24 protein-coding genes are annotated in these 20821 nt (G+C 53.9%); 21 read left to right on the plus strand and 3 right to left on the minus strand.

The window, feature by feature from the left end; genetic code table 11:
• Positions 1-9 precede the first annotated feature (9 nt).
• The gene (locus NSQ46_RS04115; RefSeq protein ID WP_144870071.1) at positions 10-1194 is read left to right on the plus strand and encodes an SAM-dependent methyltransferase; all 1185 of its coding nucleotides are present in this window, start codon (positions 10-12) and stop codon (positions 1192-1194) included.
• Positions 1195-1518: 324 nt separating this feature from the next.
• Positions 1519-3960 carry an O-antigen ligase family protein gene (locus tag NSQ46_RS04120; RefSeq protein ID WP_342576360.1) on the plus strand — a complete coding sequence of 814 codons (2442 nt, stop codon included), beginning with the start codon at positions 1519-1521 and terminating at the stop codon, positions 3958-3960.
• A 360-nt stretch (positions 3961-4320) separates the two neighbouring features.
• On the opposite strand, the gene NSQ46_RS04125 is transcribed toward NSQ46_RS04120, so the two are convergent.
• Complete coding sequence (locus NSQ46_RS04125; protein WP_144870075.1) at positions 4321-4635, minus strand: hypothetical protein; 315 nt, start codon at positions 4633-4635, stop codon at positions 4321-4323.
• A 153-nt stretch (positions 4636-4788) separates the two neighbouring features.
• Here NSQ46_RS04125 and NSQ46_RS04130 point away from each other — a divergent pair, with 153 nt between their 5' ends.
• The 4 genes from NSQ46_RS04130 (at position 4789) to NSQ46_RS04145 (ending at position 6989) form a co-directional block, all read left to right on the plus strand.
• Positions 4789-5409, plus strand: coding sequence for a DedA family protein (locus tag NSQ46_RS04130; protein WP_007131658.1), 621 nt, complete (start codon positions 4789-4791; stop codon positions 5407-5409).
• Positions 5402-5968: a thioredoxin family protein gene (locus NSQ46_RS04135; RefSeq protein ID WP_028407078.1), complete on the plus strand. Its 567-nt coding sequence runs from the start codon at positions 5402-5404 to the stop codon at positions 5966-5968. Before NSQ46_RS04130 ends, NSQ46_RS04135 begins: the two co-directional genes overlap by 8 nt.
• Positions 5969-5971: 3 nt before the next feature.
• Positions 5972-6610, plus strand: a complete 639-nt coding sequence (locus NSQ46_RS04140) for an MBL fold metallo-hydrolase (protein WP_144870077.1) — start codon at positions 5972-5974, stop codon at positions 6608-6610.
• Between the two features lie 190 nt (positions 6611-6800).
• Complete coding sequence (locus tag NSQ46_RS04145; RefSeq protein WP_028407080.1) at positions 6801-6989, plus strand: hypothetical protein; 189 nt, start codon at positions 6801-6803, stop codon at positions 6987-6989.
• Between the two features lie 959 nt (positions 6990-7948).
• Here NSQ46_RS04145 and NSQ46_RS04150 read toward each other — a convergent pair.
• A complete protein-coding gene (locus NSQ46_RS04150; RefSeq protein WP_244152709.1) occupies positions 7949-8809 on the minus strand; it encodes an IS3 family transposase in 861 nt (286 codons plus the stop codon).
• A gap of 11 nt (positions 8810-8820) precedes the next feature.
• Positions 8821-9117, minus strand: coding sequence for a transposase (locus tag NSQ46_RS04155; RefSeq protein WP_007131733.1), 297 nt, complete (start codon positions 9115-9117; stop codon positions 8821-8823).
• A 549-nt stretch (positions 9118-9666) separates the two neighbouring features.
• Between NSQ46_RS04155 and sigY the strand changes: the two genes are divergently transcribed.
• The 15 genes from sigY (at position 9667) to perR (ending at position 20761) form a co-directional block, all read left to right on the plus strand.
• Complete coding sequence (gene sigY / locus NSQ46_RS04160; RefSeq protein ID WP_341034924.1) at positions 9667-10212, plus strand: RNA polymerase sigma factor SigY; 546 nt, start codon at positions 9667-9669, stop codon at positions 10210-10212.
• A complete protein-coding gene (locus NSQ46_RS04165; RefSeq protein ID WP_213617252.1) occupies positions 10196-10537 on the plus strand; it encodes a YxlC family protein in 342 nt (113 codons plus the stop codon). Before sigY ends, NSQ46_RS04165 begins: the two co-directional genes overlap by 17 nt.
• The gene (locus tag NSQ46_RS04170) at positions 10530-10739 is read left to right on the plus strand and encodes a hypothetical protein (protein ID WP_213617254.1); all 210 of its coding nucleotides are present in this window, start codon (positions 10530-10532) and stop codon (positions 10737-10739) included. Before NSQ46_RS04165 ends, NSQ46_RS04170 begins: the two co-directional genes overlap by 8 nt.
• A 36-nt stretch (positions 10740-10775) precedes the next feature.
• Positions 10776-10970: a PLDc N-terminal domain-containing protein gene (locus NSQ46_RS04175; protein ID WP_007131651.1), complete on the plus strand. Its 195-nt coding sequence runs from the start codon at positions 10776-10778 to the stop codon at positions 10968-10970.
• The gene (locus tag NSQ46_RS04180) at positions 10967-11899 is read left to right on the plus strand and encodes an ABC transporter ATP-binding protein (protein WP_213617256.1); all 933 of its coding nucleotides are present in this window, start codon (positions 10967-10969) and stop codon (positions 11897-11899) included. The genes NSQ46_RS04175 and NSQ46_RS04180 overlap by 4 nt, the downstream gene beginning before the upstream one ends.
• Positions 11896-12672: an ABC transporter permease subunit gene (locus NSQ46_RS04185; RefSeq protein ID WP_341034925.1), complete on the plus strand. Its 777-nt coding sequence runs from the start codon at positions 11896-11898 to the stop codon at positions 12670-12672. The genes NSQ46_RS04180 and NSQ46_RS04185 overlap by 4 nt, the downstream gene beginning before the upstream one ends.
• 100 nt (positions 12673-12772) lie before the next feature.
• Positions 12773-13153, plus strand: coding sequence for a hypothetical protein (locus tag NSQ46_RS04190; RefSeq protein ID WP_007131648.1), 381 nt, complete (start codon positions 12773-12775; stop codon positions 13151-13153).
• A gap of 307 nt (positions 13154-13460) precedes the next feature.
• A complete protein-coding gene (gene gatC, locus NSQ46_RS04195; RefSeq protein ID WP_007131647.1) occupies positions 13461-13748 on the plus strand; it encodes an Asp-tRNA(Asn)/Glu-tRNA(Gln) amidotransferase subunit GatC in 288 nt (95 codons plus the stop codon).
• A 20-nt stretch (positions 13749-13768) separates the two neighbouring features.
• Positions 13769-15226: an Asp-tRNA(Asn)/Glu-tRNA(Gln) amidotransferase subunit GatA gene (gatA, locus tag NSQ46_RS04200; protein WP_007131646.1), complete on the plus strand. Its 1458-nt coding sequence runs from the start codon at positions 13769-13771 to the stop codon at positions 15224-15226.
• 31 nt (positions 15227-15257) lie between these two features.
• Positions 15258-16697, plus strand: a complete 1440-nt coding sequence (gene gatB, locus NSQ46_RS04205) for an Asp-tRNA(Asn)/Glu-tRNA(Gln) amidotransferase subunit GatB (protein ID WP_007131645.1) — start codon at positions 15258-15260, stop codon at positions 16695-16697.
• A 117-nt stretch (positions 16698-16814) separates the two neighbouring features.
• Complete coding sequence (locus tag NSQ46_RS04210) at positions 16815-17276, plus strand: GNAT family N-acetyltransferase (protein WP_007131644.1); 462 nt, start codon at positions 16815-16817, stop codon at positions 17274-17276.
• A 52-nt stretch (positions 17277-17328) separates the two neighbouring features.
• On the plus strand, positions 17329-18042 hold the full coding sequence (locus NSQ46_RS04215; protein ID WP_007131643.1) for an MgtC/SapB family protein: 714 nt from the start codon (positions 17329-17331) through the stop codon (positions 18040-18042).
• Between the two features lie 215 nt (positions 18043-18257).
• Positions 18258-18908 carry a hypothetical protein gene (locus NSQ46_RS04220; RefSeq protein ID WP_341034927.1) on the plus strand — a complete coding sequence of 217 codons (651 nt, stop codon included), beginning with the start codon at positions 18258-18260 and terminating at the stop codon, positions 18906-18908.
• 25 nt (positions 18909-18933) lie between these two features.
• Positions 18934-20253, plus strand: a complete 1320-nt coding sequence (locus NSQ46_RS04225) for a DUF4097 family beta strand repeat-containing protein (RefSeq protein WP_342576361.1) — start codon at positions 18934-18936, stop codon at positions 20251-20253.
• Between the two features lie 88 nt (positions 20254-20341).
• The gene (gene perR / locus NSQ46_RS04230; protein WP_007131640.1) at positions 20342-20761 is read left to right on the plus strand and encodes a peroxide-responsive transcriptional repressor PerR; all 420 of its coding nucleotides are present in this window, start codon (positions 20342-20344) and stop codon (positions 20759-20761) included.
• Positions 20762-20821 lie beyond the last annotated feature (60 nt).

The raw sequence follows: 20821 nt of genomic DNA on the forward strand, positions 1-20821 counted from the left end.
GAAAGTGAGATGTACCCTTTGGAAGCTTTAAGAAAATTGATTCATAACATCATGGAGCAGTCTGCGTTAATTACAGCGACACTGAGTCAGCTTCGCAAACGGGAAGGCATGACCTACAGCAAGGTGACGGTCAAGCCGGTCGAGCTCAAGAGCAAGCTTCATTACCAGTTTGCCTACTATTCGGGCACCAAGGTGACGCACCAGAATGTGCCGACGGAGGAAGCGGAGGCCGTCCTGATCGATATGTTCGAGAATGTCTTCCGCCAGGCGATGATTTACACGCCGGAAGCCGATTATCAGGTTCTGATCTCGAAAAAATACAAGGTGTCGATTCTGACAAAGTCCCCGACCAAGACGTCTGTGGACATGTCCCATAACCGCAAGAAATCGTACATTCTTGAAGAAGGCGAGCCGGTTCCGTTTCTGGTAGAGCTCGGCATCATGAACGAGGACGGGAAGGTATTCGCACGCAGGTACGATAAATTCAGGCAGATTAACCGCTTCCTGGAGATGGTGGAGGATGTCCTCCCCCATTTGCCTGAGGATCGTCCGCTGACGATCGTGGATTTCGGATGCGGCAAATCGTATCTGACGTTCGCGCTGTATCACTATTTGGCGGTGAAGGCGCGCAGAACGCTGAATATTGTCGGATTGGATCTAAAGGCGGATGTGATCGAACACTGCAGTATGCTGGCGAAAAAGCTGAATTACAGCCAGCTGCGTTTTCTTGTCGGCGACATCGCGGAATATGACGAATTGGAGCGGGTCGATATGGTCGTCACCCTGCATGCTTGCGACACCGCAACCGATGCCGCGTTGGAGAAAGCCGTACGCTGGGGGGCTTCGGTCATTCTGTCGGTGCCTTGCTGTCAGCATGAGCTGTTCGCCCAGATCAACAGTCCGGTCATGGAGCCGCTCTTGTCGCACGGCATTTTGAAGGAGCGCTTCTCGGCGCTGGCCACGGACGCCATCCGGGCGAAGCTGCTGGACCTGATGGGATACAAGACGCAGCTGCTGGAGTTTATCGATATGGAGCATACGCCGAAAAATATTTTGATCCGCGCGGTCAGCGGCTCTGCCGGAGAGCGGGATAAGCTGTGGCAGGAATATACCGCATTTCGCGATTTTCTGAAGGCCGATCCTTATTTGGAGCGGGCCTGCAGGGATTTGCTGCCGGATCAATCATCGATTTAACGTTAATAATCAGGGCGACAGAAGCGGGAGTGTCCGCTTTTGTCGCCTTTTTGTATGCCCTCACGCACTGAACCCCTACGATGCCAACCATATATCAAGCGGGCGGGGGTTCGCTTCAAATTGCATCAGGAGCGGCAAATCAAAGCGGCATCTACACACTTTAGAAATCGTTCGTTCCTGTAGAATATCCTCCCCCGGGCATGTCCACACTTGCTAATAGATCTTGAATATGGGAAATATGAGCCGTTCATCGTTTATACGTTCTAACCCTTAGGAGGAAGCGGCGATAAGGACGGCGAACGGACGGGAGGGGAGGCGGCACGAATGGCACAGAGGTGCTCATGGTATGGCGGTCTGCTGCTGACAGGGCTGCTCCTTACGGCCTGCAGTCAAACCGGCTGGTTCTTTGATTCGGATTTGTATTTGGCGGCTGCAAGCTGGGCGGGTCTTCTTTTGCTGGTTTTCGGTCTAGCGCGGATCAGCGGATACCGTCGGTCCTCTCACCACCGGGCTGCTCTTCCGGTTATTACGAGAGATCCTTACCGGGCAATTGCAGCGGTAGGTATCGGGGGAATCCTTGGGATCTATGTGCTGCATGGTCTTCAAGGACCCGTCAGCATGGAAGGTACGCTGAAGGAGATCGTCCTGTGGGGACTTTACGGTTCGTTTGCGGCGGCAGCCTGGGAAGTAAGCAGGACAGCGGAAGGCATGGCATCCTTGAGGCTGGGATGGCATCTTATCGGCGCGGTGTTATGCGGAAGCGCGCTGCTTCACGTCTATGGCGTGCTGGATCTGCCGTACGGCATCTATCATACGGCAGATCCGGCCGTTAGCGCGACTGGCGCGAGGCTTGGCGGCCTGCTGCAGTACCCGAATACGTTCGGGGCCGTGATGGCCGCCTTCCTGCTTGAGCGCCTGTTCGCGCTGGCGCCCGCGCTGCAGGCACGGCCGGGCGCGCTCCGCGCAGCGGCTGCGCTGCTGCCGCTGCCGCCCTACACTGCCGCGCTGCTCCTCACGGAGTCGCGCGGCGCCTGGCTCGCGGCCGCACTTGCGTGCGCGGCCGGGCTGGCCCTTGAGCGGCGGCGGATTGCGCCGCTCTTTATTGCCGCCGCCGCGCCTTTGGCGAGCGCGGCGCTGGTGTACCGCCAGCTGGCCGATGCCAAGCTGGCGCCCGCGGTGCTGCCCGGCCTGCTGTGGCTGGCCGGGCTTTGGGCCGGCGGCGTGCTCGCCGGCCTGCTGCTGTGCCGCTTGCGGCACAGCGGGGGGCCCCGGCGGCGCGTGCTTGCGCTGGCGGCCCTGGTTGCTGCTGCGGCGGGATGCGCCGCAGCGGGGCTTGCGATCCTGCACCAGGTGCAGGATCGGGCTCTTGGCGGCGCGGCTACGCTTAGCGCGCGCCACCTGATCTATAGCGACGCGTGGCAGCTGGCCAAGTCGTCGCTGTGGCTGGGACAGGGAGGAGAGACGTGGCGGCAGTCTTACCGCGCCATCCAGTCCCAGCCTTATGTCGGGGGCGAGGTGCACAGCGGGTATCTCGATATGCTGCTCAATACGGGCATTATCGGCCTGCTGATTGCCTGTGCCGCGCTGCTTGCTTTGATTGCAGGGATCGGCAGGGCATGTCCGAGACTGCTGCCGCCATTTCTCGTGCTGACGGTGCATGCAGCCATCGATTTTGATTGGAGCTATCCGCTGGTATGGCTGCTTATGCTGTGGCTGTCCGCAATGGGAACAGGAATGGCTCCTTTGGCGTGTCGGACCATGAGGCAAGAAGAAGGGGAGAACGCTTTCGTGCGAGAAGTTTCTATCACAGAACGCCCCCAACCCATCGGTGCATTGCGTCATCTCCTATCTAAGCCGACTGGAATATGGAGCCGTACCGCATCCCAGCGTTCGGGGCTGAAGGGCCGGATGTCATTCCCGCCCTCCGAATTGCGAAGACCGATACTGTGCTGGCGATTCCGTCTGCTGCACTGGATCTCGTCCCGTAAGCCGACCGTACGGTACTACCGACATCAACGCACCGACTCCCCCAAGGAGGGCTTTCGGCGATACTTCCCGGGTACTCCGCTTAAGCCATTCTGTATGCCGCACCGGTTTGCGCTCCGGCTGTCCGCACAATGGCATCGTCTCCCGCTTCTCCTTGGGTTCCTATGCTGGGCGGTCTTAACCGCTTCATTGGGCATGAGCGAGATGAAGCTTCGATTGGCGGCTTCAGCGGGTGAGGCGGAGCGGGGCGGGTTGCTCCGAGCCGCCTTGTCGTGGAATCCCGCAAATACCGCGGCTGCGTTCGGCTTGTCCGAGCTGCTGCCGCCAGAGCAGCAAGTGATTGTGCTGGAGCGAAGCCTGCGTTATGCGCCTCAGCATGCAGGTTTGAGCTGGAGGCTCGCGGAAGCGCATGCGTTGGCAGGGCGTGCCGATACGGCCGCCGTTTGGTATCGCAAAAGCCTTGAGCTGGATCGCTACAGTTCCGATAAGCAGACGCGGGCGGTGCTGGCGCTAACCTCGCTTGCCGTGAAGCAAAGCGCCGCCGGGGATGTGTCCGGAGCCGGACGCTCCGCTTCGGCGGCAATGGGTATGCTGAAGCGCTACCGCGCTCTCGCCGAAGGGGTTCATGCATCGCCTGGTCTCCGGAACGACCGGCGATTTCATTTGACGGCGCAAGCCCAGCGGCAGGCTGCCTTTTTAGAGGGATGGAGCGGGCGCGGGAAGCGGCAGCTGATCCGGCCGCGCCCGGGGCAGGCCCCAACACACCCGCCACTGCCCTAGCTGCTGCCAGCTCGCGGAAAGCTCTGGCTGCCCGCTTAAAGGCATGCTGTATTCACCGAGGCTTTGTGCGCTCCAAGTAGCGCGAATGCTCCCACCGCAAGCCTTGCTTTACATAGCTAGGTTGGCCATGCTCCGTCCCCAGCATTGCTGCTCCCAGCGCAAGCATTGCTGTTAGTTACCTAGACCATGCTGCTCTCGCTGCAGGTAAACTGCACATTTAGAGCTCCCGCGCTCCCGCCGGATTCTGCCGCTCCCACCGGGTTCTGCCGCTCTCACCGAAGAAATTGCCACCCTAGCCGCGAGTCTGGCAGCAACCAGGGGCGGCGCTTGTTACTTAGGCCAAACGCGGACCACGATGGCCTAACCGCCAAAGGCATCGCGGAATGCCGATGCGAGCTGCCGCTCCGGAACCTGCCACAGCTCCGCGATCTCGCCGCAGACCTCTTTTTCCCACCAGTCGCACAGCAGCTTTTTATTGCTGTAATTATCATGAATCCAGATCAGGTTGCCGATGACTTTCCGGTAGTACAGCTCCTCTCCTTGCTTAACGGCTTCCGGCGGAATGAATTGCTTCAGACGTTTGGCCGTCCGGTACAGTTCCTTGCTGCAGGCCCGCCTGATGCCCCGCGGCGAGGGGATCTTGCTGCCCTGTTGTTTGGTGTGCGGAGAATACATCGCTATTCACTCCTTTTGCTTCACCATATGTCCTTCTTCGGGCGAAAGTCACAGTGTCTCCGGCAAATGGGCGCAGTAGAAGGCATGTCCGGGGCTATGGTAGAATAGGCTAGTAGAAGAAATCAGCGCAAACAGAAAGAGGTGGGCCTTGGCGTGGAATTCTTTTACGATATTGTCGGCCGGTTGTTTGAATGGATTCAGCAGCTGGGATACTTCGGGATTATGCTTGGCTTGATGGTGGAGGTGATCCCGAGCGAGATCGTCTTGGCCTACGGTGGTTATTTGATATCGCTGGGCGAGGTTCATTTTCTCGGAGCCATGCTGTTCGGGACTGTCGGCGGCGTACTGGCGCAGCTGTTCGTTTATTGGATCGGCCGCTATGGCGGCAGGCCGTTTTTGGAGAAGTACGGGAAGTACATATTGATTAAAAAGCATCACATGGATTACGCTGAAGAATGGTTCGCCAAATACGGCACCGGGGTTATTTTTACGGCGCGGTTTGTGCCTGTAGTGAGACATGCTATCTCGATCCCGGCAGGGATCTCGAAAATGCATGTGGGCCGCTTCACGCTCCTGACGACGCTGGCGGTCATTCCGTGGACGGCTTTATTTTTATATCTGGGCTGGATGCTGGGAGACCGATGGGAACAGATTGGCGAGAAGGCAAAGCCTTATACGCAGGAAATATTGCTGGGGGCTTTGGCGGTCATGATTCTTTATTTTTTGATCAAATGGATAAAATCAGCGAAAGTGAGGTCGAAACAAGATGAGTAAACATGTGGCTTCCTATTTGGGAACGGGTATCACCCCGCAGCAGTTTGTCGAAGGAATGCAGAAGAACCAAGAGGCCTTCAAAGCGGGATACGAGCAGTTCGAGTGGGCGAATGCCGAAGATCAGGAGTTCTTCGAAAGTCTAAATTACCGCGATGATCTGAGAGTGCTCATCCTGGCAGCGGATTGGTGCGGGGATGTTGTCCGTAACGTGCCGGTCGTATTTCGGGCAATGGAAACGGCGGGGATCCCGACAGAAGTGTTCATTCTGGAACAAAATTTTGAACTGATGGACCAGTTTCTTACAATGGGCGGGCGTTCGGTGCCGGTCGTTATTTTTGCGGATACCGGCGGTTATGTGATGGGGACTTGGGGGCCTCGGCCTGCGCATGTCCAGAAGCATATGATCGAGTTTAAACAGAACAATCCTGACCGCGAAGCCGCGGATTACCAGGACAACCTCGCTGCTGCAAGACAAAAAATCATCCAAGCCTATGGGGAAGGATATGAGTTTCATGCCGTCATCATTAAGGAACTGCGTGAGCTCATTTCGGGGTTTTAAACGATGGCGCTTCATATTGAAACCTTTAGCTTGGGCCCTCTGGAAACCAATGCGTATTTGCTGACAGGCAGCGAGGAAGGCAAAGCGATCATCATTGATCCGGGCATGAATCCGGCTCCGCTTGTGAAGCGGATCGCGGATTTGGAGATTGAAGCGATCCTGCTGACGCACGCGCATTTTGATCATATCGGCGGCGTAGAGGAGATTCGTAAGCTGAAGGGATGTCCGGTTTATCTGCACACTATGGAGAGCGAATGGCTGACCAATCCGAAGCTGAACGGATCGACGAGATGGCCGGAGGTTTGTCCGCCGCTGTCCACCGATCCTGCTGAATATGATCTGGCAGATGGGCTAGAGCTGCAGCTGATCGGCGAAACCTTCAAGGTGTACCATACGCCGGGCCATTCGCCGGGAAGCGTCAGCTTTCTGTGTGGAAATGATCTCTTCTCAGGGGACGTTCTGTTCCGGATGGGGGTTGGACGTACCGATCTCCCTGGCGGGCGGGAACGGGATTTAATCCATTCCATCCAAAATACGTTGTATTCCTTTTCCGACGAGGTTGTCGTATATCCCGGACACGGACCCCGGACCAAAATCGGATATGAGAAACAGCATAATCCGTACGTGCCGGCCAGAAGTTAACATAATTACGACAAAAAACGAGAAATTTGTCTAGACAAACGAAGACAAGATTGATACAATACGGTTAATTAAATGTTACCCATTGCGAAGCACGCAGACTGTGGAATCCGTCCCGGTTTGCGTTCTTTTATTTTATGGGCCTTTATGCGCGGTTTTATGTTGGGGTTGGATGTTATTAGGGGGAGTCGCTGTGAGAAAAGATGAGTTGTCGCTTTTGGACGGATATGTAGCCGGAAGCAAGGAAAGCATGTCGAGAGACCATCATCTGCGAGCGCAACCGGAGATATCATCAATCGTGTGGAGTCGGCTGGTAAAGGGGGAAATGCTCGTCCGGCAGCCATGGCATCAGCGTCTGCAGTATAGAAGGTACCATGAGTAGGTAGGCTTGCATGGAGGCAGAGCGGATAACGTAGATCAATCAGGGCAAGGTGAATATTGTAGGTCAATCAGGGCAAGGTGAATATTGTAGGTCAATCAGAGCGGATAAGGTAGCCCAATCAGGGTAGGACGGATAACGTAGAACAGTCAGGGCAGGGCGAGTAACGCAGATCATTCAGTAATGCAGAATCAGTTTGTATTATAGAATTAATCTGTATTGTAGAATCTAATAATGTAGAACAATACATGGTTAAGGGTTGATTTAGGGAAATGAGTCGAGGGCACCTTTTTATGATGGCGTCGATGGAAGTCATATTTGTTGTCATACAGGTATACCTTGAAGCTCCTTATTTAGGGCGCGGTGTTCAACATGCGTTCTAAATAAGGGGCTCTTTTATTTGTGGCAGCTTTGTTGATCCGCTGTCCTGGAGCGCAAATCGGCCACTTTATCCGGAGCAAGTCCCTTTTAGGTACTTGAGAAGCGCAAAGGGCCCTCCATTGCCAGAACAAGTTCCTTTTAAGTACTTGAGGAGCGCAAACGGCCCTCAAATGCCGGAACAAGTTCCTTTTAGGTACTTGAGGAGCGCAAACGGCCCTTAAATGCCGGAACAAGTCCCTTTTAGGTACTTGAGGAGCGCAAACGGCCCCCAAATGCCGGAACAAGTTCCTTTTAAGTACTTGAGGAGCGCAAACGGCCCTCAAATGCCGGAACAAGTCCCTTTTAAGTACTTGTGGAGCGCAAACAGCCCACTTTGTCCGGAACAAGTCCCTTTTAGGTACTTGTGGAGCGCAAACGGCCCTCCATTGCCGGGACAAGTCCCTTTTAAGTACTTGTGGAGCGCAAACGGCCCTCAAATGCCGGAACAAGTCCCTTTTAAGTACTTGTGGAGCGCAAACCGTCCTCAAATGCCGGAACAAGTCCCTTTTTGCTCTTCTGTCAAGAAAGTAGACACCTCTAAGCTAAGCTATGCACTCGTAATAGCACTGCTCAAAACGCACCGGGGACATATACCCAATCGTACTGTTAGAACGTTTTCGGTTGTAAAAAAATTCAAGGTACCGGTACAGCTTCTGCCCGGCTTCCTCTTTTGTTTTAAACTTAGGTTTGCTGTAAATGAATTCTCGCTTTAGGATACTGTGAAACGCTTCAATACAGGCGTTGTCGTAGCAGTTTCCTTTGCGGCTCATACTGGGCTTCATGTTAAATTGCTTCAACTGTTCACGGTACTCTTTAGCGGCATATTGCGAACCGCGGTCGGAATGGTGAATCAATCCCTTCGGAGGCTTCTTAGCAGCATACGCCATCTTTAGGGCATCGAGGGTAAGGTCTGTGGTCATCCGATCGCTTAGCTTCCAACCGACGATTTGTTTGGTGTACAGATCCAGGATGCTCGCAAGGTAGAGTTTCCCTTGGCGGCAGGGGATGTACGTGATGTCAGCGACCCACTTTTCGTTGGGCTTTGTGGCTTTGAAATTTTGTTCCAACACGTTAGGGGCAATCGGGAGATCATGCTTGGAATCGGTCGTAACCACTCGGAACTTACGGGCCATGCATGAACGAAGGCCATGTTCGCGCATAATGAGGCCCACCGTACGTTCCGATACCGTCCATCCTTCCTTCACCAGCTCGTTTCGTATTCGGGGACTGCCGTAGGTTTCATCGGAGTCATAGAAGTGCCATTTCACACGTTCAGCCAGCGTTGCCTTACGTTTTTCCCGTTCAGAAGCTTCAGAGGTACGCCATTTGTAATAACCGCTCCGAGACACGTGAAAGAGAACGCACATCTTCTCCAATCGAAACTCGGAGCGATGATCTTCGATAAACTGGAACCTTAGTTCTTTTCTTTGCTGAAGATGTGCATGGCCTTTTTTAGGATCGCAATTTCTTCTCTCAAATCATCAATTTCGCGTTTCTGATCTTCGATAAGTTGGGTTTGCTGACGTAAGGTTTCCCCATGATTGACAGGCTCGTGCTCGAATGTTCGATACTTTTTGACCCAGTTGCGTAATGTGCCTGGATTAATGTTCAACTCATCGGCGATCTGCTCCAGCGTCTTCGACTGTTCTTGCACGTACTTTACGGTTTCACGCTTAAATGTCTCGTTATAATGCTGCCTGTTACCACTCATATTTTTGACACCCTTTCGTCTGCTTTGTTTCATTATCGTTTTATCACTAAGGGGTGTCCACTTTTTATTCTAGCTGCATTTAGGTACTTGAGGAGCGCAAACGGCCCTTAAATGCCGGAACAAGTCCCTTTTAAGTACTTGTGGAGCGTAAACCGTCCTCCATTGCCGGAACAAGTCCCTTTTAAGTACTTGTGGAGCGCAAAGGGCCCTCAAATGCCGGAACAAAGTCCCTCTTAGGTACTTGTGGAGCGCAAACGGCGCCCCTGCACATAGCCTGCTGCTCTTGCGCTAGGGCCATTCTCTTGCGCTAGGGCCATTGGAGGCCCTAGCGCCCTTGGCTTTGCCCTATCGGAACCCTTGGCTTTGCCCTATCGGAACCCTTGGCTTTGCCCTATCGGAACCCTTGGCTTTGCCCTATCGGAGTTCATGCACGCATCCTATTAGTTGCCCTTGCAAGTGCTGCCGATAAAAGAAAATATAAATCGATTTGAACGATTCCATTGAGCAGATCGTATTACGATGGAAGAGAAAGAAGGTGATGGTTTAGCAATGATCCTTGAAGAAGAGGATTGGATACGAAAAGCGCAGCAAGGCGATACGAATGCAATGGGGCAACTCTTTAAGCATCATTACAGCTTTCTATATAAATATTTACTGAAGATCACGATGGATCAGAACGTGGCAGAGGATACCGCCCAGGACACCGTGATTCGGTGCATGGAGAATTTGCCGCGATATAACGGGACCTCGTCCTTCTCTTCATGGATGATTACGATTGCCACCAGGCTCTATATCGACCGCACCCGAAAGCGGAAGCGGGAGAAGAGGTGGCTCGAGGAAGAGCAGCAGCGGTCGGTCAGACGGCTTCGCTGGCAGATGGAGCGGCAGGGGGAGGAGTGGACCGATTTATTGGATGGCCTTGCCGGGTTGTCCGAAGAGCATCGGATCGCGATTCTGCTGAAGCATTATTACGGCTACAGTTACGAAGAGATCGGCGGTATGCTCGGCATACCGGAAGGTACGGTTAAATCTAGAACCGCTTATGGCATTAAGCAATTGCGGAAGGAGTTGAAGAAGGATGGCGAACAAGCCTGATAGGGAGGACGAGGTTTTGCTGGAGGGCTTAAGTAGGGACCTCGAGCGCCTGGAGCGGGTGTTTGACGAGGGACCGTCGCCCTCCTTGGAGGAATTTCAGCTGCTAGCGGCGCATACCCTTCGGCGGAAGCGGCGCCGGATGAAATACGAGCTTGTGCTCTTTATGCTGACAGCCTTGCTCATCGTAAGCATCGTTTGTATGGCAGCGATGGCCGCTCCGATGGTGCTGATCTTGATCCATGGAGCCAGCATGCTGGCAGGCATCGCGATTCTCGCAAGCTCCAGGAAACTAAGATCCGCAGGAAAGAAGGGATCCCATGAATGATGTAAGCACGGTCCCGTTATGGTTGATTGTACTGATTGTCGTGCTGGTTCTGACTCAGGGAACCTCCCTGTTCGTTGACGCGCGCAAGCGCGGGCTCGGGAAATGGGCTTGGTTCTGGGGGATATGGGGCTCTACCACGTTTCCGCTGCCGCTGCTCCTTTATGTTTTGCTGGTTGTTCGGAGACAACAAAACGGGAAATGAGGGACCGGTTTCTATTAAACATGAAGGGTGATCAAAATGGAGATCAATTGGGGATTAATCTGGCCGATTATTGCGCTGCAGGCTGTGCTGGCAGTAACGGCCCTGGTGTCTTTAACCAAGGCGGAAACGGAACAAATTCGAGGACCGAAATGGATGTGGGTGCTGATTATCCTGCTTGGGAACATCCTCGGCAGCGTCGCTTACTTCATCGGAGGGAGAAGGGCTTCATGATGGAACCTGTGCTTCGCATTCACAACTTGACCAAACATATGGGGAGCTTGACTCCTGTCAAAGGCATTTCATTCAATCTGGAGCGGGGCAGCTGCACCGCACTGCTCGGACCCAACGGAGCCGGCAAAACCACGACCATGCGCATGCTGGCAGGCCTTTTATCACCATCTCAAGGAGAGATCCGATACGGGAATTCTGGGGAAACCGGTGCGGATAACCAGCGATGGCAAAAGCGGATCGGATACCTTCCCCAGTACCCGAAATTTTACGGTTGGATGTCCGGCCTGGAATATTTGATCTTCAGCGCCAAGCTGTCGGGCTTGCCCGGCAAACAAGCCAAGCTGCGGAGCCTTGAGGTGCTTGAAATGGTCGGCCTGCAAGAGGCCGCCAATCGCCGGATATCAGGGTATTCCGGAGGAATGAAACAGCGGCTAGGCATCGCCCAGGCGCTAGTGCACGAGCCGGAAATGATTTTGCTGGACGAGCCGGTATCCGCGCTTGATCCAATCGGGCGACGTGAAGTGATGGATCTGCTGGACCGGCTTCGTGGCGAGGTGACGATCCTGTTCTCGACGCATGTGCTTCATGACGCAGAGGAGGTCTGCGATCACATGGTGCTGATGGTCGACGGACGAATTGCCGAACAAGGCGAATTGTCCGAACTGCGGGCGAAATACCGTCAACCGCTCCTGCTGCTGGAGGTTGAGCCTGGGGAGCGGGAAGCTGATTGGCTAAGAAGTTTACCGGGGAGACATTTTATCGAAGAGGCCGAAATTCGCAATCGAGCTGCAAGGCTGGTCGTTCAAGATATGGATGAAGCAAGGGCGGCATTGGTGCGGGAAATGGCCGATGTCGGAATCCGGTTTCAGCGCATCGAAGCAGGGGCTTCCTCATTGGAGGATATGTTTATGAAGGTGGTAGGGGCATGAGCATGTTTTGGATTCATTTTAAAAAAGAAATGTTGGAAGCCGCACGGTCATATAAATGGATATGGGTACCTGCGGTATTCCTGCTCCTGGGCGTCATGCAGCCGGTCATGATGTATTACTTGCCCGACATCCTGATGATGTCCGGCGATATTCCGCCGGAAGCGGCTGCATTGATTACGGTACCGCCGCCTGAGGAAATCCTGGCCTCTACTTTGAGCCAGTTCAGCACGATTGGTCTGCTGGTACTTGTGCTGTCCGCCATGAATACGGTGGCAGGGGAGCGCTCAAACGGAACGGCGGAGCTCGTGCTGCCCCGGATGTCATCCGTGCTGCCCATGATGATCGCCAAGTGGGCGGCGATGATGTCTCTGCTGATTCTTTCGTTCGTCCTGGGGTATGCAGGATCGGCTTATTATACTTCTCAGCTGATCGGTACGCTGGAATGGGGCCCGATGCTCGGGGCGGGTGCATTCTACATCGCTTGGCTGGCTTGGATCGTAACCCTGGTGCTCCCGCTCGGGGCGGTGCTTCGCGGTCCAGCTGCGGCATTCATCGCTTTGGGCTCGGCGGCCGCGCTGACGATGCTCGCTTCCTTGCTCCCTTCGCATCTTCAATGGAGCCCTGGCCGTTTGAGCGCAATCGCTACGGAATGGCTTACAGGCGGAGATCCATCAGCGTGGGCACCTGCAGTGTCGGCCGTGTGCTTGATGGCCCTGTCAACGGGAGCGGCGACTCTGCTGCTGAAGCGTCGGCCGTTGTTGCCGCAAGCCTAGTTTCGCCGGAGTTCGGTTAGATTTCCTTATTGAGCATGGACATCTCTAGCTTTTTCTAGTAGACTATGGAGATAAGGATAGACAACTCAGGAGGTAGACGATGCTTCGTTTAGGGGAAAAGATTACAATCGTCGCGGACGCCTTTGAGCAGAATCTTCCAATCGGTCAATACGGATATTTGATCGCCTATGACCGAAATCCGGACAATGCGTTTGATTACGTTATTCGGATTCCGAACCTCAACCGTAATTTTTTCGTTCCGGCAAGCGATGTCGAGCTGGAATCTGTCGTGTTGAAACAGGAAGCCGAGCGGATCGAGCGGGAAGCGCTCATCGATTTCGCCCTGTCGACATATAACGAGAAGCTGTTCCATCAGGTGATGAACGGCGAACTGCAAGCTGTTGAAGAAGAGGAAGAATCGAAAGAAACGATGTCCCAGGCCGATTTCATCAAGCAAGTGAATCTTCGTGCCTGGATTTAGAAGAGTCGGCTTTAGCCGGCTCTTTTTTGTTTGATATCAGAAAGTATAAGGCCTTTGGCGATCTGCTGCCTGATAACGAAAGAGAAATTAGCCCCGTTATCCATCGTTCAGTGCTCCTAGTCATCCTAAGTTCGCACGGATTCGTCCTGGACAAGCCACGCAAATGATTCATCCCGGAAAAAACGGTGGGGACCCGAGCTTTCCGTTTCGATTGAATCTTGCATGCTTCTACAATATAATGAGAAAAGTTATCGAGACAGACTTTACCCCTTTCATCATCAGGGGCACGAAGGAGGAAGTCCAAGCCATGAGCATTACGGTCAAAGATGTTCAGCATGTTGCCAAGCTGGCCCGTCTGAACTTGACGCCGGAAGAAGAAGAGATGTTTACCGGCCAACTGAACGCGATTTTACAATATGCCGAGAAGTTAAATGAACTGGATACAGACGGGGTAGAGCCAACCACGCACGTTCTTCATCTAAGCAATGTCATGAGGGAAGACGAGGTTCGCGAGAGCCTGCCGATTGAGAAAGTGCTGCTGAATGCGCCGGATGAAGAAGACGATCAATTCAAAGTACCAGCTGTACTGGAATAGCCCGAAGGGAGGAGACATACTTGAGCCTGTTTGATTTGAAATTGTCGGAAATACATAACAAGCTTCATGATAAGGAGCTTTCCGTATCCGATTTGGTGGACCAAGCCTTCACAAGCATCGGTGAGCGTGAGGACCGTGTGAAGGCTTTTATTACGTTGGATGAAGAGGGAGCACGTTCGGCGGCCAAGGCCTTGGACAGCAAGCTGGCCTCCGGCGAGAGCCGCGGTTTACTGTTTGGCCTTCCTGCCGGCATCAAGGATAACATTGTTACGGAGGGACTGCGGACAACCTGTGCAAGTCAATTCCTGTCCAATTTCAATCCGGTGTATGATGCGACGGTTGTCGGCAAGCTGCGTCAGGCGGATATCGTGACGATCGGCAAGCTGAATATGGACGAATTCGCAATGGGAGGCTCGAACGAGAACTCCAGCTTTTATCCGGTTCGCAATCCATGGGATCTGGAACGGGTTCCGGGCGGCTCAAGCGGCGGTTCCGCTGCGGCTGTAGCCGCGGGCGAAGCTTACTTCACGCTGGGCTCCGACACCGGCGGATCGATCCGCCAACCCGCTTCCTATTGCGGCGTGGTCGGACTGAAGCCGACGTACGGACTCGTATCCCGTTTCGGCTTGGTTGCATTCGCATCCTCGCTCGACCAGATCGGACCGATTACGAAAAATGTCGAGGATTCCGCATACGTCCTGCAGGCGATCGCCGGATATGATCCGATGGATTCGACTTCCGCCAAAGTGGACGTGCCGGATTATTTGAGCGCGTTGACCGGCGACATCTCGGGACTGCGTATTGCCGTGCCGAAGGAGTATCTGGGCGAAGGCGTCGATGCCGAAGTGAAGGAAACGGTCATGAATGCGTTGAAGGTGCTCGAGAGTCTCGGCGCCGTATGGGAAGAAGTTTCCCTTCCGCACACGGAATATGCGGTAGCGACGTATTACTTGCTGGCTTCCTCGGAAGCTTCTTCGAACCTGGCCCGTTTTGACGGCGTACGTTACGGCGTTCGCGCCGATAACTCGGGCAGCCTTATCGATCTGTACCATGAATCCCGCAGCCAAGGCTTCGGGGATGAGGTAAAGCGCCGGATCATGCTGGGTACTTATGCGCTCAGCTCCGGTTATTACGATGCTTACTATTTGAAGGCGCAAAAAGCGCGGACGCTGATCAAGCAGGACTTCGACAAGGTATTTGAGCAGTATGACGTGGTGATTGGACCAACCGCGCCAACGACGGCATTCAAGCTGGATACCCAAGTCGATGATCCGCTGACGATGTACTTGAACGATATTTTGACGATTCCGGTCAGCTTGGCCGGTGTACCGGCCGTGAGCGTGCCTTGCGGATTTGCGGACGGATTGCCGGTTGGCATGCAGATCATCGGCAAGGCGTTCGACGAGTCGACGGTTCTGCGCGTTGCGCACGCCTTCGAGCAGAATACGGACCATCACAAGCGCCGCCCTGAGCTGTAAGACGCGTGGAAGAAGGAGGGAAAACGAGAGAATGTCTACATCAAAATATGAAACGGTCATCGGACTGGAAGTCCATGTCGAGCTGCACACGAATTCGAAAATTTTCTGCGGATGCTCCACGGCGTTCGGGGCTCCGCCGAATACCCATACATGCCCGATCTGCCTCGGTCATCCCGGCGTACTGCCGGTGCTGAACCGCCAGGCCGTCGAATATGCGATGAAAGCTGCAATGGCACTGAACTGCACGATCAGCGACGTCAGCAAGTTCGACCGGAAAAACTATTTCTATCCGGACTCGCCGAAAGCTTACCAGATTTCGCAATATGACCAGCCGATCGGACTGAATGGATGGATTGATATCGAGGTAGACGGGAAGACGAAACGGATCGGGATTACCCGTCTCCATTTGGAGGAAGATGCGGGCAAGCTGACGCACGTTGATGGAGGCTACGCATCGCTCGTTGACTTTAACCGGGTAGGAACACCGCTGGTCGAGATCGTATCCGAGCCGGAAATTTCCTCGCCCGAGGAGGCGAAGGCCTATTTGGAGAAGCTGCGTGCGATCATGCAGTACTGTGAAGTTTCCGACGTGAAGATGGAAGAGGGCTCGCTTCGCTGCGACGCCAACATCAGTCTCCGTCCTTGGGGACAGAAGGAGTTCGGAACGAAGGCCGAGCTGAAGAACATGAACTCCTTCCGGGGCGTGCAGCGGGGGCTTGAATATGAGCAGTTCCGTCAGGCTGAGGTACTCGATGAAGGCGGTGTGATCGTTCAGGAGACCCGCCGCTGGGATGAGGCGCAGGGCAAAACGTTCTCGATGCGCGGCAAGGAGCAGGCGCATGATTACCGCTACTTCCCGGATCCGGACCTGGTATCGGTGCATATCAGCGAGGAGTGGAAGGAAGCGGTCCGCGCGACGATTCCGGAGCTGCCGGATGCGCGGAAAGCACGATATACTTCGGAGTATGGTCTCCCGGATTATGATGCGGCCGTCATTACGGCTTCCAAGCCGCTCGCGGACTTTTTCGAGGACAGCCTGAACTATACGAAGGATGCCAAGTCGGTGTCCAACTGGATCATGGGCGATTTGCTGGGGTATTTGAACGCGAACAATCTGGAGCTTTCCCAGGTCAAGATTACCGGACAAGGCCTCGGTGAAATGATCGGCTTGATCGAGAAAGGCACGATCAGCAGCAAGATCGCCAAAACGGTCTTTAAGGAGATGCTGGAAAGCGGCAAGCTCCCTGCCCAAATCGTTGAGGAAAAAGGACTTGTCCAAATCAGCGACGAAGGCGCGATCAAGAGCATTGTGGAGCAGGTGGTTGCGAATAACCCGCAATCCGTGGAGGATTATAAGGCCGGCAAGCAGAAGGCTATCGGCTTCCTGGTTGGTCAAGTGATGAAAGAGAGCAAAGGAAAAGCAAATCCTGCGCTCGTGAATAAACTGCTGGTAGAAGTGCTAAACGGCTGATCAAGGCGATCTTGGCATCAACCTATACCAGCAGGGATCTATCCGATATGAAAGGAGCTTGTCCCTCTGACAGGGGCAAGTTCCTTTTTAAAATATGCGAAGAAGGAGCTTACCTCAATGATTACCCGTTTATCTCTTGAAGACCGGGACACGGTACAGCAAATATGGAGTCTGCAGCATATGGCCTATCCGCTCGAGGCCGAATTGATCGGCTTCTCTGAAATTCCGCCCCTGCTCGATACGTTTGAGACGCTGCGTGAATGCGGGGAAACCTTCTATGGGTATATAGATGATGATGGAGAATTGATTGGCGCCATCGCGGTTGAACCGGAGCCGCATCAGGTAACGATCTCCCGAATGATGGTGCATCCCGGCCATTTCCGGAAAGGGATCGCCGGCTCGCTGGTCCGGCACGTCCTGGACAGCTACGGGGAAGTTCCTTTATTTATCGTTTCGACGGGAACGCGGAATACGCCGGCCGTCGCCCTGTACGAGAAGTTCGGTTTTGTGAGGGATCATGCCTTTGAGGTAGCTCCGGGTGTGGAGCTGACCGAGTTCCATCTCAGGGTTCACCCGTAGAAAAAACAAGTTTAAACTTGGAACGCAATCATCATGAGGAGGGCACTGCATTTTGAATAATCCATGGGTGATCGACAATGTGACGATACTGCTTCGTCTGCTGCTCTCCATGCTGCTTGGAGGCCTGATCGGGTTTGAAAGGGAGCGCTCGAACCATGCCGCCGGTTTGCGCACGCATATTCTGGTTTGTCTCGGCTCTGCGTTAATTATGCTGCTATCCATCTACGGCTTTGCGGATTTTGTTGCCGAGGTCAACGTCCGGATCGACCCAGCGCGCCTGGCTACCGCCGTCATTACCGGCATCGGATTTCTTGGAGCGGGCACCATCCTGTTCACGGGCAAATCGATCACCGGCTTGACGACGGCAGCCTCGGTTTGGGTCGTAGGCGCCATCGGGCTTGCCGTGGGGGCGGGGTTTTATTTTGCGGCAATCGTGTCCACGCTGTTGATCCTGTTGAATCTGGTGGTCTTCAATAAGCTGGAGCAGCGCTATATTCGGGGGAGCAAGCTCCACCTGATTACCGTGCATGCTGCAAACACGCCCGGTGTCCTGGATGAGGTATCCGGGATTCTTGAGGAGCAGGGCTTCGTCATCAAAAAATTGGTCGTGAATGAACGCAGTACGGTTCCTTACGGTGAATTACAGCCTGCGCTCCCGATGCTGGAGATTTCCCTGCAGGTTTTAACCGACCGGAGATTCGAGCCGGTTGAAATTACGCGGCGCATACGGACCATTGGGCAAGTCTGCATGGTGACGGCGGAATGATACATGATGAAGGATAACGTTACTGAAAAAACGGCAGCAGCTGATCAAAGGCAGCTGCCGTTTTTTTAGGGGAAACTCCTGGCCCTGCATAAGGCCCTGGAAGGGCTCTATCCAGTTTTTTGCCAGTTACTTCACGCTTTGGTTAGGGTACTATCAAAGAAAACAGCGAACGCCGCGATCTACGCAAACACGGTATGCCGGAAGGAGGGAAGGTTATGCGTACAGCACCGGAACAAAGAGCCGCTCGCGGGAACAAGCCGCGCAAAATTCGTGTGAAACGGTATCGGGGCATGCGGGGCAGGCAGCGGAAGCGCATCGCCCTTTTATTGGCTGCGCTCATCCCGGGCATGGGTCATATTTACCTTGGCATGTACCGCCGGGGAATAACCTTCATCATGCTCCTGCTGCTGGATATCTCCGCATTATTGTATTTTTCCTCGATCGGTATGCAGATTAATGTTCCTTTGCTCGTCGTGCTTGGACTGCTGATCCCGGTCGGCTATTTTTATAATGTGTATGATGCGCTGCAATCAGCCGAGGTGATCATTTCCCATAAGAGAAGGAGCGAGGGCGGCGGAGCCTCGGTTATTGACGGAAAGCGAAGAGGAAATCCATTTCGCGGCGAGCGGGGAGCAGCCTTTGGCATTACGCTGGTCGGCTGCGGAGCCTTGCTCATCTTATTCCATAACAAACCGCCGTGGCTTCAAGCCGTTATTCGCGATTATGGCACGGAAGCTACTGCAGTGGTGCTGATTGCCGCCGGGATATGGGTTGCGGTTCGGGAAGCGACTCGGCATCGTAAGAGCACACGCAGCTTTCGCGGACGGGACGCTTCTTCCCAGGAAGACAAGCAATTAAAGATATAGCATAAGCGGCGAAGGGAGGAGACGGATGAAGCCTAGAGTTAGAGTAGGGCGCTATACAGCGGCGGTATTACTGATCAGCACCGGGGTATTATTGCTGATGGACGAGTGGAAAGGGACAGACTATGTGTTCTTGCTCCAGTGGTGGTGGCCGATGCTGTTCGTGCTGCTCGGGATGGAATACTTGGTGCGTTATTCGTTGTCAGTCGTTCTGGGACGCCGGAAGGAATTCCGGTTTCGCCCCGATCTCCGCGGCGTCGGCCTTGCCGTCTTTCTAACGGCGTCCGTATTCGTAATCTCCCAGCAGGAGCATTTTCTGCATTTATGGAACCGCGTCAGCTTGAATTTGACAGCGGCCGGCGTCGACTACAGCGAAGCGGCGGACAATCGCTTTGACAAGCCTGTACTGGAAATCCCGGCTGAGCTCAGCACGGAGAAGATCGTGATTGATCATCTGAACGGCGACATTTCCATCGTGCGGCGGAATGTGGATGATATTATCGTTGAGGCGGAGATTTGGGTCGATCAGGAGGAGCCGAGCATGGCCGCAGCCATCGCTGAGCAAAGCATCGTTGAAGCCACGGAGGGAAGCACCGTCACGATTCGCTCGAAAGGAAAATCATACGGGGAATCGGGCAAAAGGCAGCCCCGTATCAATCTTAATATAACGCTGCCGGATGACAGACGGTTCAATATGGAAGTACGGACGATGAACGGCGCGATCTCGCTTAGAGACGTGCAGGCGATCGATAAAATCTCGCTCGAAACCGGCAACGGTCCTATCTCGCTTGCCGGCATCTACGGAAACGTGACGGGGAAGACGCTTAACGGGGAGGTTATGGCCCGGGGGATTATCGGCGATGTCAAGCTGTCAACGAACCGGGGGAGCATGACCGCTGTCGACATTGCAGGCGAAACGGATCTCAGCTCACAAGTCGGCAACATGACGGTTAAGCGGGCATTAAACCATATTCGCGTTCAGACCAGAAATGGCCATATTCTGGTTAGCGACGTTCCGGCCGATCTGAGCGCAGAGTCGTTGAACGGCAGCGTGACGATCCGCTCAACGAAAGTCGGCGGCGATTGGAACATTTACAGTGCGGTGGGAGAAATGAAGCTCCACATTCCGCTTGAAGGGGATTACAAGCTGGAGGGTACGATCAGCTACGGCCGTATTTTAACCACGCTGCCTAATCTGTTCATCGAGCAGAAGACGATTTCCGGGGAATCCGGCGCTGGCGAGCATTCGATCAAGATTGAGGGCAACAGCGATCTGAACATCTACCGAAGCTACCCGGAAAGCTCCGAGAGGATCAACAACAGGGGCATGGCGCCTCTGCCGCATTGACAAAAATCCAACAGCCGCCGTACAATAAAGGATAAGAGCGGCTTAGGCTGCGGATAATCCTAGTTCAACTTGAAGGCGGTGGGCAACCATGGCAACTTCCGTGCAGCATGCGCTGGAACAACTTAAAACGACCGGTGTCCGTATTACGCCGCAACGTCATGCGATTTTAACATATTTGGTGGAATCCATGGGCCATCCGACTGCGGATGATATTTATCGGGCTCTGGAGCCGAATTTTCCAAGTATGAGCGTAGCTACTGTATATAATAATTTGAAAATGTTTATTGAAGCCGGTATGGTGCGCGAATTGACTTACGGCGATAATTCCAGTCGTTTCGATGCGAATGTATCGGATCACCATCATATTATTTGCGAGAAATGCGGAAAAATTGAAGATTTCAGCTACCCGTCCCTTAAAGATGTGGAAGTGCAGGCTGAGAAGTGTACCGGGTTTGAAGTAAAAGGGCTTCGGATGGAGCTGTACGGGCTCTGCAAGTCCTGCAAATAAACATCGGTTAAGTAAGAAGAACGCGCGGAATCCACGATTCCACACGTTCTTATTTTTTTG

It is taken from the genome of Paenibacillus sp. FSL M8-0142, assembly GCF_038597315.1.
Lineage (GTDB): Bacteria > Bacillota > Bacilli > Paenibacillales > Paenibacillaceae > Paenibacillus_AQ > Paenibacillus_AQ lactis.